13 protein-coding genes are annotated in these 17,795 nt (G+C 65.7%); 10 read left to right on the top strand and 3 right to left on the bottom strand.

Features of this window, described 5'->3' with window-relative positions:
• Positions 1–96: 96 nt before the first annotated feature.
• Positions 97–1,173, bottom strand: a complete 1,077-nt coding sequence (locus AC6LJ9_RS07490; protein WP_498147068.1) for a GSU2403 family nucleotidyltransferase fold protein — start codon at positions 1,171–1,173, stop codon at positions 97–99.
• A 675-nt stretch (positions 1,174–1,848) separates the two neighbouring features.
• Between AC6LJ9_RS07490 and AC6LJ9_RS07485 the strand changes: the two genes are divergently transcribed.
• From AC6LJ9_RS07485 to AC6LJ9_RS07460, 6 genes are all read left to right on the top strand, one after another.
• Complete coding sequence (locus AC6LJ9_RS07485; protein ID WP_212316600.1) at positions 1,849–2,838, top strand: DUF1852 domain-containing protein; 990 nt, start codon at positions 1,849–1,851, stop codon at positions 2,836–2,838.
• A gap of 21 nt (positions 2,839–2,859) precedes the next feature.
• Complete coding sequence (locus tag AC6LJ9_RS07480) at positions 2,860–3,888, top strand: methionine synthase (protein WP_498147067.1); 1,029 nt, start codon at positions 2,860–2,862, stop codon at positions 3,886–3,888.
• An 80-nt stretch (positions 3,889–3,968) separates the two neighbouring features.
• A complete protein-coding gene (locus AC6LJ9_RS07475; protein ID WP_498147066.1) occupies positions 3,969–4,478 on the top strand; it encodes a flavin reductase family protein in 510 nt (169 codons plus the stop codon).
• Between the two features lie 186 nt (positions 4,479–4,664).
• Positions 4,665–6,023, top strand: a complete 1,359-nt coding sequence (locus tag AC6LJ9_RS07470) for a methylenetetrahydrofolate reductase C-terminal domain-containing protein (protein WP_498147065.1) — start codon at positions 4,665–4,667, stop codon at positions 6,021–6,023.
• 47 nt (positions 6,024–6,070) lie between these two features.
• Positions 6,071–7,333 carry an MFS transporter gene (locus AC6LJ9_RS07465; protein WP_498147064.1) on the top strand — a complete coding sequence of 421 codons (1,263 nt, stop codon included), beginning with the start codon at positions 6,071–6,073 and terminating at the stop codon, positions 7,331–7,333.
• A 166-nt stretch (positions 7,334–7,499) separates the two neighbouring features.
• A complete protein-coding gene (locus tag AC6LJ9_RS07460; RefSeq protein ID WP_498147063.1) occupies positions 7,500–9,641 on the top strand; it encodes a LamG-like jellyroll fold domain-containing protein in 2,142 nt (713 codons plus the stop codon).
• On the opposite strand, the gene AC6LJ9_RS07455 is transcribed toward AC6LJ9_RS07460, so the two are convergent.
• Positions 9,638–10,822, bottom strand: a complete 1,185-nt coding sequence (locus AC6LJ9_RS07455; protein WP_498147062.1) for an LLM class flavin-dependent oxidoreductase — start codon at positions 10,820–10,822, stop codon at positions 9,638–9,640. The two genes, AC6LJ9_RS07460 and AC6LJ9_RS07455, sit on opposite strands and share 4 nt — an antisense overlap.
• A 241-nt stretch (positions 10,823–11,063) precedes the next feature.
• On the opposite strand from AC6LJ9_RS07455, the gene AC6LJ9_RS07450 reads away from it, so the two are divergent.
• From AC6LJ9_RS07450 to AC6LJ9_RS07435, 4 genes are read left to right on the top strand one after another with little or no spacing between them, the layout of a single operon-like run.
• Complete coding sequence (locus tag AC6LJ9_RS07450; protein ID WP_498147061.1) at positions 11,064–12,674, top strand: ABC transporter substrate-binding protein; 1,611 nt, start codon at positions 11,064–11,066, stop codon at positions 12,672–12,674.
• 16 nt (positions 12,675–12,690) lie between these two features.
• Positions 12,691–13,692, top strand: a complete 1,002-nt coding sequence (locus tag AC6LJ9_RS07445; protein ID WP_498147060.1) for an ABC transporter permease — start codon at positions 12,691–12,693, stop codon at positions 13,690–13,692.
• A gap of 33 nt (positions 13,693–13,725) precedes the next feature.
• Positions 13,726–14,640 carry an ABC transporter permease gene (locus AC6LJ9_RS07440; RefSeq protein ID WP_498147059.1) on the top strand — a complete coding sequence of 305 codons (915 nt, stop codon included), beginning with the start codon at positions 13,726–13,728 and terminating at the stop codon, positions 14,638–14,640.
• Positions 14,637–16,370, top strand: a complete 1,734-nt coding sequence (locus tag AC6LJ9_RS07435; protein ID WP_498147058.1) for an ABC transporter ATP-binding protein — start codon at positions 14,637–14,639, stop codon at positions 16,368–16,370. The genes AC6LJ9_RS07440 and AC6LJ9_RS07435 overlap by 4 nt, the downstream gene beginning before the upstream one ends.
• A 162-nt stretch (positions 16,371–16,532) precedes the next feature.
• Here the strand turns inward: AC6LJ9_RS07435 and AC6LJ9_RS07430 are convergent, their stop codons facing one another.
• Positions 16,533–17,795 (bottom strand): acyl-CoA dehydrogenase family protein, encoded by a 1,263-nt coding sequence (locus AC6LJ9_RS07430; protein ID WP_498147057.1) that lies wholly within the window; start codon positions 17,793–17,795, stop codon positions 16,533–16,535.

Genomic DNA, 17,795 nt, shown 5'->3' with positions numbered 1-17,795 from the left:
GTGGTATTGGTTTTGAACCACACCTCAAAAGTTGGACGCCGATCCAACCTTTGAGGTGTTTTTCCGCCTCGCCAGCGGCTCAGATGGGTTTCAGGCTCAGATGTCGCGCGCGCGGACCCGGATTCGTTCCGGTATCGTCTTGATGTCTTCGAAAGAAAGTTGTGGAAGCCATTCTTCGATCAGTCGAAAGATGGCAGTCGCCTGAGCGGAATCCCGTCTGCGTTTGGCGGCATCGCGCGTTTTTTGCTCGCTTAGCCAGACTTTGAAGAGTCCGAAAGCACGCGGGTCGACGGTAGTCATCGTTGCCATGCCGCCGTTGGTGCTGATCACGATCTGCTCGAATCTGGGAGCGGAGAGAAGCCAGTCCATGTTGTGCACCTTCACCGCCCAGAAGTCCTCCTCGTTGGCCCAAATCTGGCCTGGCTCCGAGTGTTGGTAGCCTTCGTCGCGCTTGATCAAGTCGACCAGGTAGCCCTCGTTGTTCACTAGCGTGAATGGCTTGCCCTCCATTTTCATGAAGGATGGGTCGCCACGCTGAATGACGCCGAGCAAGCCCTTTGGGTCCGGGCTCGCGATTCGCAGCTTTGACCTGCTGTCCCAGAGCAGGTCTAGATCTTGCGTCGCCATGATGGAGTCTGCAAACGTGACACTGGCCGCGCAAGCGTAGGCGTACATCGCATTCGTGCCGATGGTCATGATTTTCCTGGCCAGCCCGGCGTTTTCGATCTGGGCCAACACCTTGGTGACCGGGGGCGGCACATTGCCCAGGCGCAACGCACGATTGATCTTGACCTGTTTCTCGAGTTTCGCGGTAAGGGCATCGAGCAGCTTGCGACACGCCGCTGATCGTTCCGTGTAAAAGCGGAGGATTTCTTCGGTGTGATCGCTTCTGGGCCCGAGGCTTTTCCGCTGGCGTACCCCGTAGTCATATCGAGTGCTGACGAGGTACTCCGTACCGTTCGCGCTTTCCCAATTGAGCCGCCCCTGATACCGCTTTGCTTCTTGGAAAGCCGCCCGGTAGGCAGTGTGAAGCTGCTGAGCGTCAACGATGTGCTTCAGCTTGTCCTCTGGAACCTCGTCGAAGAAAGAGTGAGGCATAAGTATTTGATTTACATGAGGATTGGATGATTCATGAATTTTCCATTGAATTCTTCCAATAGTCAAAGAAAACATGGACTTAGCATCCTATTTCTATGACGCCGTTTTTTATGATGCTGCTTGCCAGGTGTGTAGTCCCGTAGGGGCGTCCGCATGAGGAAACGCATCCACAGACGTTAGGGCTGGGCGCGAACTGTAACGACCCCCGTAGGCGTCGCGAGGATTTGCAACGACGCCATGGCGGCTAGGGGTGGCGTTCGTGCGGGCGCATCTACGGGACAGCGCGCTAGCGCTTGCCAAGCAAAAGAACCGCTGATCCCGTGGCTTGGAAACGCAAGCAGGCCAGGGGGCTTACTGATTTCCGCCGCGTATGGAGCGTAGTGCGAAACGGGCGCTACCGGGCGTCGACCTGCGATCAGGACATCACCATGTCGATCGACAGGAAGGCCTGCGCCTGCGATGCCCGCGCAATGCGGACCCTCAGTACGCCAATTGTCGCGGCCAAATCACCCGGTGCGTCAATATGAGTTTGACTAATAATGTTATGAAGCCAACTCATTTATACAGACTATGAGTCTGGCTAATGGTGTTTTGAAATCATTTCATTTTTATTTGTGCGCAGCGCAGCATAGAATTCGGCCCTGATTCCGAGGATGTCAAGGCTGCCAGGTCAAGAGAATAAAAAATAATACTGGCAGGCATTGTGGCAGCAAGCGGGTTTTATTTCAGGGTTCTGGGCGCCAGATAGCAATGAGCAAAGATTTCACGTTTTCCATCAAGAGTATTAATTTCGATGAGGATTATCGTCCCTCGGATAATACGCGCATCACCACCAATTTCGCCAATCTGGCCAGAGGGACAAGCCGCCAGGAGAACCTGCGCAACACCTTCAGCATGATAAACAATCGTTTCAATGCCCTGGCGCATTGGGACAACCCCAAGGGCGACCGCTATGGCGTCGAACTTGAAATCATCTCCGTCGAGCTGAATATCGATGGGGAAACCAGCGGCAATGCCCTTCCCCTGATCGAGATATTGAAGACCAATATCGTCGACCGCAAGACCGGCGAGCGCATCGACGGCATCGTGGGGAATAATTTCTCCTCCTACGTGCGGGATTATGACTTCAGCGTCCTGCTGCTGGAGCACAACAAGGATCAGGCCAAGTTCAGCACGCCGGAAGATTTCGGCGACCTGCATGGCAATCTTTTCAAGTTCTTCGTGAATTCCAGCACTTACAAGGAATATTTCAAGAAGCCGCCCGTCATCTGCCTGAGTGTTTCCAGCAGCAAGGTCTATCACCGGACCGAAAACCAGCATCCGGTACTGGGCGTTGAATACCTGCAGGATGAATATTCGCTGACCGACGAGTATTTCAAGAAAATGGGCATGAAGGTTCGCTACTTCATGCCGCCGAACAGCGCCGCGCCCCTGGCCTTCTATTTCACGGGCGATCTGCTGGGCGACTACACCAATCTCGAGTTGATCGGCACCATCAGCACGATGGACACCTTCCAGAAGATCTATCGGCCCGAGATCTACAACGCGAATTCCGCGGCGGGGAAATCCTATCAGCCCAGCCTGAAGCACCAGGATTATTCGCTGACCCGCATCGTCTATGACCGAGAGGAACGCAGCCGGCTGGCTGTCGAGCAGGGACGGTTTGTCGAAGAGCACTTCATCAAGCCCTACCAATCGGTTCTTGCGCAGTGGTCCGCCACCGCCCGTTTTGATCAATAAAAAGCTACCAGGTCATTCATCGTGAAAAAACTGCTTCCCACTTCCACCGCCGGCAGCCTGCCCAAACCCTCCTGGCTGGCGCAACCCGAGACGCTCTGGTCGCCCTGGAAACTGCAGGACGAGGGCTTGCTCGAGGGCAAGCAAGACGCGCTGCGCCTGTCCCTGCAGGAACAGCAACACGCGGGCATCGACATCGTCAGCGATGGCGAGCAGACGCGCCAGCACTTCGTGACCACCTTCATCGAGCACCTGGACGGCGTTGATTTCGAGAACCGCAAGACGGTGCGGATCCGCGATCGCTATGACGCCAGCGTGCCGTCGGTCGTCGGCGCCGTGGCGCGTCGCAAGCCGGTCTTCGTCGAGGATGCCAAGTTCCTGCGCCAGCAGACCAGGCAGCCGATCAAATGGGCCCTGCCGGGTCCCATGACCATGATCGATACGCTGTATGACGATCACTACAAGAGCCGCGAAAAGCTGGCTTGGGAATTCGCCAAGATCCTGAACCAGGAAGCCAGGGAGCTGGAAGCGGCAGGCGTCGACATCATCCAGTTCGACGAGCCCGCGTTCAACGTCTTCTTCGACGAGGTGAATGACTGGGGCGTGGCCACGCTGGAACGGGCCATCGAAGGCCTGAAGTGCGAAACGGCCGTCCACATCTGCTATGGCTACGGCATCAAGGCCAACACGGATTGGAAGAAGACGCTGGGCTCCGAATGGCGCCAGTATGAAGAGGCCTTCCCCAAGCTGCAGAAGTCCAGCATCGATATCGTCTCGCTGGAATGCCAGAATTCCCGCGTGCCGATGGATCTCATCGAGCTGATTCGCGGCAAGAAGGTGATGGTCGGGGCCATCGACGTGGCCACCAACACCATCGAAACGCCCGAGGACGTCGCCAATACCCTGCGCAAGGCGCTGCAGTTCGTGGATGCCGACAAGCTCTATCCCTGCACCAACTGCGGCATGGCGCCCCTGCCCCGCGCCGTCGCGCGCGGCAAGCTGAGCGCGCTGAGCGCCGGCGCGGAAATCGTCCGCCAGGAACTCTCGAACTAAGCCTGGGGCGAAGCCCGCCGCCGCATGCGTTTGCGGCGGCAGGCTCGCCGTCGAGCAGTCCCTCGTATTTCGTAGCTACCATGTCACTGCCCAGCACCACCATCGAACCATTGCGCTTTCGCGAAGCGCTCGGACACTACGCGTCCGGCATCACGGTGGTCACATCGCACATCGCGGGCGAGCCGGTGGGTTTCACCTGCCAGTCGTTCTACAGCGTGTCGATGAACCCGCCGCTGGTGTCATTCAGCGTGATGTCCGGTTCGGCCAGCTATCCCAAGATCCGCCAGGCAGGCCGATTCGCGGTCAATATCCTGTCGGACGAGCAGGTCGATATTTCCAATCAGTTCGCCCGTCGCGGCACGGACAAGTGGCACGGCATCGAATGGCGGGAATCGCCGCTGGGCAATCCGCTCATCGCCGGCAGCCTGCACTGGCTGGATTGCGACATCTACGCCGAACACGCCGCCGGCGATCACGTGATCGTCATCGGCGAGGTGAAGGCGCTGAACCTGCAGCAAACCGCCGCCACGCAGCCATTGCTGTATTTCAAAGGGCAGTACCGCAACATCGCCGCGCACTGCGAGGCTTGAGCGTTTGACCGCCGCCGTTCCATCCGTATTGGCGTTGCCAGGTATCGAGCCGTCTTGAGCGCATTGAAGCAGGCGCTGGACGACGGACGCTTTGTCTGCGTGCTGGAGATCATCCCCCAGCAGTCCCCCGCGCGCCTGGCGGCGCTCGGGCAGATCGTGCAACGCGGGCATCTGGCGGGCTGGCCCTTGCTGCCGGCCTACGCCGATCGCGTCGGCGCGCACTCCGATCTGAGTCCGCTCGAAGGTGCGGGCGCGTTGGGCGATCCGGCGGGATCCCTGCTGCATTTTTCAGGCAAGGATCGCGAGCGCGCGGATCTGCTGCGCCAGATGGCGGAGATGAAGGCCCGTGGCCTGAATCAATTGCTGCTGCTCAGTGGGGATCGCCTGCCGGGCCACGATCCAGGCCGGAAGGCCGTGCGCTACCTGGAGTCGGTATCCGCGCTGCAGATCGCTCGCGAGCATGGTCCCGACTGGCTGCTGGGCGCGGCGTTGAACCCGTTCAAGTACCGCGAGGAAGAAGGCGGCGCACAGTATCTGAAGGCGCGGAAGAAGCTGCTGGCGGGCGCGGATTTCCTGACCCTGCAGCTGGGTTTCGACGCCGCCAAGCATGTCGAGGCCCAGGCCTGGATGCGCGCGCAGGGCTGCATGAAACCCATGCTGGCCTGCGTCATGAGCCTGACCGACAAGCGCGCCGCCGCGCTGCAGGCCGTGCCCGGCGTTGTCATCACCGACACCATGCGCGAGTTGTTGGTCAGGGAGCGGGACGTATCCCAGGCCTTTGCGGCCAGACGCAGCATCGAGCGCCTGGCCTTGCAGATAGTGGGCTTGCAGTTGATGGGCTATGCCGGCGCGCATGTGTCCGGGGTGCACACGCTGGACGAACTGCTGTTGCTGGACCAGGCGCTCATCGCGCAACGGGATCGGATTACTTCGCTGGCAGAATGGCTTGAACAATGGCATGCCAGCTGGCGGATGCCGGGGGCGCCGCAGGTATGTTTCACCCCCGATGATGGCGCATGGGAATTGGGACGCTCCGACGTCACCGCCAGCCGCCGGGAACGCCTGCGCTACGCGCTGTTCTCGGCGATGCATCGCCAATTCTTCAGCCGCAGGGGATGGCTCAGCAAGGCCTTAGGCTGGAGCATGACGCGGCCGATCTGGCAGACCGCCGTGGCGGCGCATGCGCTGCATGCCGTCGAACGCATGGTCAAGCGACCGCTGGTCGGCTGCGATACCTGCGGCAGCTGCCGCCTGCAGGAGACGCTTTACGTATGTCCCGAGACCTGTCCCAAGGGCCTGGCGAACGGCCCCTGCGGCGGCACCCGGCTCAATCGTTGCGAATTCGACGACCGGGAGTGCGTGCACAGCGTCAAATACCGGATCGCCAAATCGGCCGATCAATTGCCCGTGCTGGAACAGGCGCTGATTCCTTGCATCGAAGCGGCTGACAGGCACCGCAGCTCCTGGCCCGCATGGTTCACGCAGATGCGCGAGGAGACGCGCGTCCGGCCGTCGGCTCGCGGCTCGCCGGAGTCGCCGCCATAGGGGGATAATGGCGGCTCCCCGACGATCCTCCCGCTGCGCCGCCATCCATGAACGCATCGTCCCGTTTCGCGACCCGTCATTTCGTAGCGCCCCAGGATGCGGCAACGCAGCTGGCGGACCGGCTGCCGCTGCGCATCCTGCTGCCTTACCTGCTGGCCGCCATGTCGCTGGCGCTGGCCTACGGCGCGAGTTTCCTGCTGGCGGATGCGCTGGTCGCGGCCGGCCATGAGGCATCCCGCGCCGGCACCGTCATCGGCATCGGCATCGTGGCGACGCTGGTCGGCTCGGTCTTCGCCGGACGCTGGGCCGAGCGCATGGGCATCCTGCCCTTGATTGCCTGCGCGGCAGGCGCGATGGCCATGGCGATGGCCTGTTTCGCGCTGCTGGACGCCGCAGGCTTGCCGATGGCTTACGCGGGTGGTTTGCTGCTGGGCCTGGGGTGGGCCGTGTTCTACATGCTGGCGCCCATCCTGCTGATCCATTGCCTGAAACCGAAGGCGCGCCTGGAGGCGCTGACCCTGCTGTCGGGATCGCAGATGCTGGGCATGGGGCTGGCCGCGCCGCTCGGTCATTTCCTGGCACGGCAGTCCGGCAGGGTGTCCGCCGCTTTCGCGGCCTATGCCGCGTGCTGTGCGATCGCGGCGGGCGTTGCCTGGCTGCTGCGGCGCAGCCTTGCCCGCCAGCCGCAGCTGGAGCTCAAGACGGTGGCACTGTCGCTGTCCGCCGTGGCCTGCGTGCTGCGCGCGAAGACCGTGCTGCCGGTCGCGCTGATGGGCATCGCCGCCTGCACCTTCGCGGGGCTGTCGACCTTCCAAAGCCTCTATGCGCAATCCCGGGGGCTGAGCGCCGACACGTTCTTCCTGACCTTCACCATCACCACCGTGCTGCTGCGCTTCACGGTCGCCTCGTGGATCGGCAAGCTGCCGCTGGGGCGCCTGGCCCTGTCCCTGTTCGCGATCACGCTGTGCGGCATCCTGCTGCTGGCCGTGAACGCAGGCAGCGCGCCGCTCTATGTCGCCGCCACCATCCTGTTCGCCACGGGGTATGGCCTGACCTATTCCACGCTCAACGCCATGGCGGTCAATCTGGCCGACGGCCTGGGCATCTCCATTCCCGCCGCGTCGCAGGTGTTCACCCTGGGCTATTTCGCCGGCGCCTTCGGATTCCCGTATGTCGCGGGCAGTCTGATCGCGGCCTCGGGCATCGATGCCGCGCTGTGGATGATGCTGGGCCTGGTTGGATGCAATCTTGCCGTGGCCGCTGTCACGCCGGCATTCCGGACCTGTCGGCTGACGCGCGGCCGGCCTTGAGGAGACGGCGCGGCGTTGCCGTCTCCAGGCGTCGCGCGTTTCCCTAACATGTGAATAAGTCCGTGGTCTGACAGCGCCGGCTGTGGCTTCCCGTTCGCGGTATCGCCATCGTCATGGCTACGTCATTCGTCCTGCCTAGACTGCCTAGCTTTTTCAGGTTGCATTCATGAAGCACGGCAGCAAGACCCCATCCCAGACCCCTGTCATCACCGCGCAGCAAAGCGCCGACCTGCCTATCGCGCTCAACACCACGCGGCGCAGCCTGCTGCGCGCCGGCATCGGCGCGACCTTGCTGCCCATCGGCGGGAGTCTGTTGCTGGCGGGCTGCAACAGCAGCAGCGACGATGACGACGATGCGGTCCCGGCCAAGCCGCAACCGCAGCCGCAGCCCGCGCTCGCCTCGACCTTCGCCCTGGCGGTGCTGCCGGACACGCAGTTCTACTCGCGCTACGCCACCGATGCCGAGAACCAGCAGTTCATGCGCAAGTACGGCAGCGAGCCGTTCCAGGCCCAGACCCGCTGGGTGGCGCAGCATGCCGCCGCCTTGAACATCCCGTTCCTGGCGCACCTGGGCGACGTGGTCGACCAGCAGGGCAAGCCGGACCAGTGGAAGGTGGCCAGCGCCGCGATGAAGGTGCTGGAGGATGCCAAGGTGCCCTACTCCATCCTGGCGGGCAACCATGACGTGATCATGGATCGCGACTATGTGGACGAGAGCAGCCAGAAGAACGGGAAGGAAACCGACGAGCTGCGGGACCGGGCGCTCGAACCCTATCTGAAGAACTTCGGCCGCGACCGCGCGAAGCAGCAGGCCACGTTCGGCGGCCGCGATGCCAGCGGCTTCCACGAATACCATGTGTTCGAAGCCGAGGGACAGAAGTTCATGGTGCTGTCGCTGTCGTGGCGCGTGTCGGACGCGGCGCTGGAATGGGCCAACCTGGTCATCCGCGCCAATCCCACGCTGCCCGTCATCCTGGTCAATCACCAGCTGCTGAACATCGACAAGGACGGCGTCTCGCCGCTGGAAGTGCCCTACGGCAAGATGCTGTGGGAAAAGCTGATCCGCAAGAACGACCAGATCTTCATGACGCTCAATGGCCACTACCACGGCGCGGCGCGGCTGACGAAGACCAACGACTTCGGCAATCCCGTCGAGGAAATGGTGGTCGACTATCAGATGGCCTACCAGGGCGGCAACGGCCTGATGCGCCTGTACGAATTCGACCTGACCCACAACGAGATCAAGGTCCTGTCCTTCTCGCCCTGGGTGCCGCAAAAACCCAAGGAAACGCTGAACGCCTTCGACCAGGCGGTGCTGACGGCGCCGAACGAGCAGTTCACCATCAAGATGGACTTCGCCCAGCGCTTCTCGGGCTTCAACAAGACCTTCAAGGCGGGCGCCGCCACGCGCGGCTCGCTGGTCGAGCAGGCGCGCGCGCTGATCCTGGCGAACTACACCGATCCCGCCACGATCGTGCAGAAGCCGGCCGTCGACGCCGAGGACTATCCCAAGGTCGCCAACACGCTGGCGCACTGGCGCTTCTTCGGTGGCGTTGCCGGGCAGCCAGTGAAGGTGGGCGAGACCGTGGCCGACGTGACCGGCGCGAACTCGATCCGCCGCGCGCCGCTGAACATCGACGGCGTGGCCGGGGCGCAGGAAGCCGACCTGGTGTGGTCGGGCGACCATCACTACCTGTCGGCCGCGCCCGGTTCGGTGCGCTTCCTGAACACGGACAAGAACACGGCCCGCATGAGCTATTTCACGACCGACGTGGCCGCGCCGATCAATCCGGAGACGGTGCCGTCGGGCTATACCGTCGAGGCCTTCCTCAAGATCGACAAGGACTGGACGGCGCAGAAGCACGCGTGGATGAACGTCATGACGCGCGACGGCAAGCGCGGCAGCCTGGCCGGCTTCTCGGACGGCGATCCGGAATCGCCGCCGCTGCTGTTCGCGTTGTCCAGCCTGCGCGAAGTCCAGTGGGAAGTCGTGCCCGAAGTGTCGGGCACGCGCGGCGCCAAGACCAACTGGTCCGGCGAGATCATCGCCGACAAGTGGATGCACGTGGCCATCGTCAACGACGAGGTCACGCATGAAACCGTGCTGTACATCGAGGGCGCGCCGGTGCTGCGCAATGCCAGCAACGCGCCCGGGCTTGCCGCGCTGGCGGCCAACATGCCCTGGATCATCGGCGCGGGCTCGTGGGACGGCCAGCGGGCCGACGGCTTCTTCGGCAGCATCGGCGAGATCCGCATCGTGGGCAAGGCGCTCAAGCCGGCGCAGTGGCTGACGGCGCGCCGCGCCTAAGTCCGCAAGCCCGCCTGTTTCATCAGCGGCAGGATCCTGTCGCCGAAGAACTCCAGGTCCGGCTTGAAATCGAAGAAGCTCAGCTGCAGGCCGTCGATGCCGGCCTGCCTGAGCCGCACGAACTGTTCGACGATCTGTTCGGGCGTGCCCACCACTTCGATATTGCCGCCGATGGCGCGGCGGCCGGGCGGGTCCACGCCCTCCCGGCCGCGCCAGGCATGGGCATCGCTCTTCAGGCTCTGGAAGCCGTCGGGCGTGCGGAAATCCTGCCTGGCGACGATGGCCTCGTAGTAGGCGCGCGTCTCGCCCTCGGTCTCGCGGCTGATCACCATGGGATTGAGCAGCGTGCGCACGCGCCGGCCGACGCCGCGCGCCGCCGCCTTCACGCGTTCGGCATGGGCGGGCAGGACCTCGATGGCGCTGGCGAAGTCCGACGCGCCCGGGCTGGTGATGAAGACCACGTCTGAATGGCGCGCCGCGTAGGCAATGCCCGCGTCCGAGCCGGTGGCGCTGACCAGCAGCGGCCGCGCGTAGCGCGGCTTGGGCGTGACATAGGCATCCTGCAGTTTCCATGACGAGCGGCCGCTGAAGGACAGCGGTTCGTCCTCGCGCCACAGGCGCTGCAGCACGTCGACGAATTCCGAGGCCAGTTCGTAGCGCCGGTCGTGCTCGATCTGTTCCGTGCCGAAGGCGCGGTGCTCGACTTCCCTGTGGCCCGTCACCACGTTGATGCCCCAGCGGCCGCCGGAGATATGGTCCAGCGTCGCGCCCCACTTGGCCAGGTGCAGCGGATGCAGCGGGCCGTAGAGCACGTGGATCGTCGAGATCAGCAGGATGCGGCGGGTGATGGAGGTGAGCGCGGCGGTGGTCTGGAACGAGTCCAGCGCGTTGCCGTCGAACACGCCGCCATAGCCGCCCTTGGGCAGCCATTGCGACAGCGCGAACACCAGGTCGAAGCCCAGCGCTTCGGCCTTCAGCACCAGGTCGCGGTTGTACTCCCAGCGCCAGTCGGTGGTCCGCTCCAGCGTGGAAGCGCTCCAGCCGCCGGCCTGGATCGGCAGGAACAGGCCGAGCAGGATGGGCTGGCGCAGCGCCTGTGCGAACGGACTGCCGGGCAGATCGGCGGGGGATGGATGATGCTCGATGCCGGCGGCCGGATCGGCCGCGAGTAGTGTGCTCATGGAACGTGCGCCAGGGCTGGGGGAATCCTGCATTGTCGGCAAGCGGAGAAAGGCGCGTCAAAGAACCAATTTCCATTTGCTAAGGCGCCATTTCCATAGGCGTGGCGGCGCGCGCCACGGCGCCATCGGGTCGGTCGGGCGCGTCGGGATGCGGGTATTTGCTCATGATTCATCAGTCGTAGCGATGGCGCGAGGGTCTTTCTAATATCGACGCTTTCCGTAGATTGGTGGAACGCAAGCAATGCAGAGCATCCGAGAAATTACGCACCCGCGCGGGCTGGCCCGGCTGCTGGGCCTTCTGGCGCTGATCGGCGCGGCGACGCTGGCGTCACCGGCCTGGAGCCAGGCGACGCCGCCGCGCGGTGGCACGCTCACCTGGATCATTCCGCAGGAGCCAGCCGCGTTCGTGCCGCTGACCACCTCGGCCGGCGGCAGCACGGAACTCGGGCCCAAGGTGATCGAAGGGTTGCTCGCCTATGACCGGGAGCTCAAGCCCATCGCCCAGCTCGCCACTGGCTGGCAGGTGTCGGCCGATGGCCTGCGCTATGAGTTCACGCTGCGCCAGGGCGTCAAGTGGCACGACGGCCAGCCCTTCACGGCCGCCGACGCGGCCTATTCCATCGCCACCATCAAGGCCGTGCATCCGCGCGGACGCGTGACCTTCGCCAACGTCGGCGCCATCGAGACGCCGGACGACTACACGCTGGTGCTCAAGCTGGAAAAGCCCGCGCCCTACCTGCTGACGGCGCTGTCGGCCTCGGAATCGCCGATCGTGCCCAAGCATCTGTACGAGGGCAAGGACGTGGCCACCAATCCGCGCAATAACAGTCCGGTGGGCACTGGGCCGTTCATCTTCAAGGAATGGGTGCGTGGCAGCCATGTGCGGCTGGAGCGCAATCCGAACTATTGGAACGCGCCCAAGCCCTACCTGGATGTCGCGGTCGCCCGATTCATTCCGGAGGCCGCCGCGCGCGCGGCGGCGCTGGAGTCCGGCGAAGCGCAGCTGGCGAACAAGTCCATCGCGCTGTCGGACATCGACCGCTTCGAGAAGCTGAAGCACGTCGTGGTGGACGTGACGCCATGGCCTTATGTGGGCGATCACCAGCAGATCTATTTCAACTTCGATTCCGAGCCGTTCCGCAAGCGTGATGTGCGCCAGGCGGTGGCCCAGTCGCTGAACGTCGAGGTCTTCGCGCGTACCGTGTGGTACGGGCGCGGGGTGGTGTCGGCCAGCCCCATCGGCAAGGCCCTGACACGCTTTCACGACGACCAGATCCGGCACTATCCCTATGACGTGAAGGCGGCCGAGGCGGCGCTGGACGGCGCCGGCTATCCGCGCAAGACGGATGGCAAGCGCTTCAAGGTCCGGCTGCTCTACAACCCGTTCCAGGATCGCCGCGCGGCCGAGTTCGTGCGCCAGGCGTTGCTGCGCATCGGCCTGGACGCCGAGCTGGAAAGCCTGGACTTCGCCACCTACGTGACGCGCGTGTACTCGGACAGGGCCTTCGATATCACGCTGGAGAACCTGACCAACACCTTCGATCCCACCATTGGCGTGCAGCGGGTGTTCTGGTCGCGCAATTTCAAGATCGGACTGCCCTTCTCCAACGCCTCGCACTACCAGAACCACGAGGTAGACCGTCTGCTGGAGGCGGCCGCGGTGGAGCCGGACGAAGCGCGGCGCCGCCAGCTGTTCGTCGAGTTTCAGCGCGCGGTGCACGATGACGCCGCGTCCATCGAGCTGGGCGCCAATCCCAACGTCACCATCGTAGGCCGCAAGGTGAAGGACTGGGACACGAGCGCCGAAGGCACGCGCGGCAATTTCGCCGACGTGTACTTCGCCGGATCCTGAGCCAGGGGTGCATGACATGAGCGTCTTTCGCCGCCATGGCCTGGCCCGCATCGCCGGCGTCCTGCGGCGCAACGCCTGGCAGGCCGTGCCCACGGTGATCGGCATCGTGGCGTTGAACTTCGTCCTGCTGGAGCTGGTGCCCGGCGACGCGGCGGACGTGATCGCCGCCGAATCCGGCAGCGCCACCGAGGAAGGCATGGCGCAGCTGCGGCGCCACTTCGGGCTGGACCTGCCGATGCTGGAACGGCTGTGGCGCTACCTGACCGGTATCGCGCAGTTCGACCTGGGCATGTCGCCGCGCCACAACGCGCCGGTGGCGCAGCTGATCCTTGACCGGCTGGGCAACACGCTGCTGTTGATGGGCACGGCGCTGGGCATCGCCGTCGCCGCCGGCGTGCTGCTGGGCGTGCTGATGTCGGCGCGGGCCGGCAAGTGGCAGGACCGGCTGCTGTCCGTCGTCGCGCTGCTGTTGTATTCCACGCCCGCGTTCTGGCTGGGGCTGATGGCCATCGTGCTGTTCTCGGTCAAGCTGGGCTGGCTGCCCACCGGCGGCAACCATACGATAGGCGCGGGCCTGTCGGGCTGGGCCGCGTTCGTCGACGGCGCGCGCCATCTGGTCCTGCCGGCGCTGGCCACGTCCGGCTTCTTCATCGCGATCTTCGCGCGCCTGACGCGCGCGTCCATGCTGGAGGTCAGCCGCCAGGACTATGTGCGCACCGCCGAGTCCAAGGGCCTGGGGCCGGGCGCGGTCACATTCCGGCATGTGCTGCGCAACGCGCTGATCCCGGTCACGACGGTGGCGGGCATGCACTTCGGCGCGTTGCTGGGCGGCGCGACCGTGATCGAGACCGTGTTCAGCTGGCCCGGCCTGGGACGGCTGGCGCTGGAATCGGTGCTGGCGCGCGACTACGCCGTGCTGCTGGGCATCCTGTTCCTGTCCTCGCTGCTGGTGATCGTGGCCAACATGCTGGTGGACCTGCTGCAGGCCTGGCTGGACCCGCGCATCCGGCTGCGCTGACCCAATGACCCCGCACAGGAGGGCCGGCTGGCCATGACCTTGAAAGCCTTGTTGAATCCGGCGCGCAAGCCCGTGCCCGGCCAGGCGGACGATGCGCCCGGCCTGGCGGCGCGCGCGTCGGCCTGGCGCGCTTTCCTGCGCAATCCTTCCGCCCTGGCGGGCGTGCTGCTGCTCGCGGCCGTGGCCTTGTCGGCGGTGTTCGCCGGCGTGCTGTTCCCGGGCGATCCTCTGGACATGGTCGCGCAGCCGCTGCTCGGCCCCGGGCAGGACGCCGCCTTCTTCCTGGGCAGCGACTCGCTCGGCCGCGACGTGGCCGCGGGACTGGCGCACGGCGCGCGAGTGTCGCTGGCCGTGGGCGCGGCGGCGGCCGGCATCAGCCTGGGCATAGGCGTGCTGGTCGGCGCGGCAGCCGGCTATTTCGGCGGCTGGCTGGACGATATGCTGGTGCGCCTGACCGAGCTGGTGCAGACCATCCCGACTTTTCTGCTGGTCATCGTCATCGTGGCCATCGGCCAGCCCTCCGCGCGCATGATCGTGCTGGCCATTGGCGCGGCATCCTGGCCCGTGATCGCGCGGCTGGTGCGCGCCGAGTTCCGCGCGTTGCGCGAGGCGGAGTTCGTGCAGGCCGCGCGCAGCCAGGGCTTCGGCGACGCCTGGATCATCTTCCGCGAGATCCTGCCCAATGCCCTGCCGCCGGTGGTGGTGACGAGCTCGGTGCTGGTGGCCACCGCGATCCTGATGGAGTCGGCCCTGTCCTTCCTGGGCATGGGCGATCCCAACGTCGTCAGCTGGGGCAGCATGATCGGCGAAGGACGCGAGCATCTGCGCACCGCCTGGTATCTGGCGGCCGCGCCTGGCGTCGCCATCATCCTGACCGTGCTGTCGCTCAATCTGGTGGGCGACGGCATCAACGACGCGTTCAATCCGCGCTTGAGAGGCCGCGCATGACCCATGTATCCCATCCTCCACCCGCGCTGCTGGACGTGCGCGGCCTGGACGTCCGGTTCCGTGGCCGCGACGGCGGCCACCACGCTGTCAAGCAGCTGGATTTCACACTGGGCCAGGGCGAGACGCTGGCGTTGGTGGGCGAATCGGGCTGCGGCAAATCAACCACCGCGCTGGCCCTGCTGCGCCTGCTGGCGCCGGAGGCTCGGATCGCCGGGGAAGTCCGCTTTCGCGGGCAGGACCTGGTGCGCCTGCCGCTGCCGCAGCTGCGCGCGATCCGGGGCGGCGAGATCTCGATGATCTTCCAGGAACCGATGACCTCGCTCAATCCGGTGCATACAGTGGGCGCGCAGATCGTCGAGTCGTTGCGCTTGCACCAGGGCCTGTCGCGCGAGGCCGCGCATCGGCGGGCGGTGGAGATGCTGGCGCTGGTGAAGATCCCGGAGCCGCAGCGCCGCATCGAGGACTACCCGCACAATTTGTCCGGCGGCCAGCGCCAGCGCGTCATGATCGCCATGGCCGTCGCCTGCCAGCCCCGGCTGCTGATCGCCGACGAGCCGACCACGGCGCTGGATGTCAGCGTGCAGGCGCGCATCCTGGAGTTGCTGGACGAGCTGCGTCGGGAACTGTCCATGGGTCTCTTGCTCATCACGCACGACCTGGGCGTGGTGTCGCAATGGGCGGACCGGGTTCTGGTCATGCTGGACGGCGAGAAAGTCGAAGAGGCGTCCGCCGTGGAACTGCTGGAGCGGCCGCGCCATGCGTACACGCAGGGCCTGCTGGGCGCTTCGCTGCACGGGGGCAAGGCGCTGCACTACAGCAGCGCGCGCCTGCCCGAGGTCCGGCGCGCGCATGGCGGCGCGGCTGGACGGCAGGCGCAGGACTCCGTCCGGGTCCACACGCCCGCGCCGCGCGGCCCCACGCTGCTGTCGGTGCAGTCCCTGCGCACGACGTACCGCCGGCGCGACGGGGACCTGCTGCATGCGGTGGACGACGTATCGTTCGATATCGCGCGCGGCGAGACGCTGGGGCTGGTGGGCGAGTCCGGTTGCGGCAAGTCCACGCTGTCGCGCACGCTGCTCAGGCTGACCGACCCAGCGTCCGGCCGCATCGTGCTGGACGGCGTGGATCTGGCGTCCCTGCGGCCGCGCCAGGTGCGGCCGTGGCGCCGGCGCATCCAGATGGTGTTCCAGGATCCGTATGCCTCGCTCAATCCCCGGCGCAGCGTGTACGACACGCTGGACGCGGCGCTGGCGCTGCATGGCGAGCGCGATCGCCACGCCCGGCGCGCGCGCATCGCCGCCATGCTGGACCGGGTCGGGCTGCCGGCCTCGGCCGCCGGCCGTTACCCGCACGAGTTCTCCGGCGGACAGCGCCAGCGCATCGGCATCGCCCGCGCGCTGATCCTGCGTCCGGACCTGGTGGTGCTGGACGAGCCGGTGTCGGCGCTGGACGTATCCATCCAGGCGCAGATCCTGAACCTGCTGGTGGACCTGAAGCAGGACTTCGGCCTGTCGTACCTGTTCATCTCGCACGACCTGTCGGTGGTGCGCTATCTGTCGGATCGCGTCATCGTCATGCACCAGGGCAGGATCGTGGAGGAAGGGCTGCCGGGCGAGATCTGGCGCGCGCCGCGCCATCCCTATACCCAGGCGCTGATCGCCGCCGCTCCCAGGCCGGGCTTGCGGCGGGGCGTGCAGGAACCGCCGCCGCGCAGCGCGCGCGCGGCATGAAAAATATCCCCCACGCCGCGCGCACTACGTGCGCTTGCTGCCCCCCGGAGGGGGGCGCTTTGCATCTTGGGGCGGCCCGGCAATGAAAAATGGCGCCGCGAGGCGCCATTTTGCTTTTTCAGCCACGCGGACGGCGCATTGCGTGCGCCGTCTCGCGGCCGTTCAGAACACCCGTCCCTGCTCGAACTCGGTGGTCGTGCCGTTCAGGTGATAGTCGCCCAGCACGCGCGCCTTGTGGCTCAGCGGGTTGTGGCTGAAGATCGTGCGCAGGTTGCGCCAGTGCCGGTCCAGCTGCAGGGCGGACGAGGTGGCCGACGCGCCGCCCGCCTCGAACAGTTGCTGGCCGGCGTGCAGCGCGAGCTTGCTGACGATGAGCTGCGTCTTGGCCGTGGCCAGCCCGCCCTGCAAAACGATGGCCTGGGCGTCGGGCGCGCGCCGCCGGATGGCTTGCGCGCCGTGCTCCAGCTCGCGGGCCGTGTCGCGCACCAGCGCGTCGATGGCATGGCTGTGCGCCGCGATATCGCCGATGGCCTGCTGGATGAAGGGATCGTCGCGGGCCGCGTCCGCGCCGCTGTGCAGGGCCGCGCGGCCCTTGCTGCGCACGTAGTCCTGGGTTTCCCGCACCAGCGCCCGCACGATGCCGGCCGCCGTCGCCACCAGCACCAGCTGGCGCCAGGCGGAAATGTGATGGCTGGGCAGTCCCAGTTCGCGCAGGGACACGCGCTGCAGTTCGGATTCCTCGACGCGCGCGTCGTGCAGCAGCAGGCTGCCGCTGGCCGTCAGGCGCTGGCCGAAGCCGTCCCAGTCATCGACGATTTCCAGGCCCGGTCGGTCCAGAGGCAGGATCACGGTGACGGGCTGGTCCTGCTCGTCGATGGCGGCGATGTAGGCGTAGTCGGCGTACAGCGTGCCCGTCGAGTAGTACTTGCGGCCGTTCAGGCGGTAGTGGCCGTCCTGGCGCGTCAGCCGCGTGGTGATGAGGCCGGGCTTGGGCGTGCCTTGCTCCGTCGAGGCGCCGCCGAACAGCTTGCCGGCCAGGATGCGGCCGAACTGCTGCCGCACGTGTTCGTCGGCCGGCAGCACGCGCCACAGCGCCGACACGTTGTAGTGCAGGCGCAGCGCGTGCGGCACGTTGGAGTCGGCGGCGGCCAGCGTGATGATGGCCTCGGCCACGTCCTCCAGCGTGCCGTCCGGCCCGCCATGCTCGGCCGGCACCAGCAGCGCGCCCAGGCCCGACGCGCGCACGGCGTCGAAGGCGTCGAAGGGCAGGCGCCGCTCGCGTTCGCGCGCCACGGCGCCGGCGAGCAGGGCCTCGGCCTGGCCCGGCAGGCTGGCGAGGATATCGTCGCGGCGCCAGGCGGGGCGGCCAGGCGTCCTGTCCTGCGCGCTGGCCGAGGGGCGGTCTGTCGTCGATGTTGCGGTCAT

This window comes from Achromobacter sp. 1011811831 (assembly GCF_059760905.1).
The sequence above is the reverse complement of the archived record's forward strand: the minus strand, read 5'-3'. Positions and strand labels throughout refer to the sequence as shown.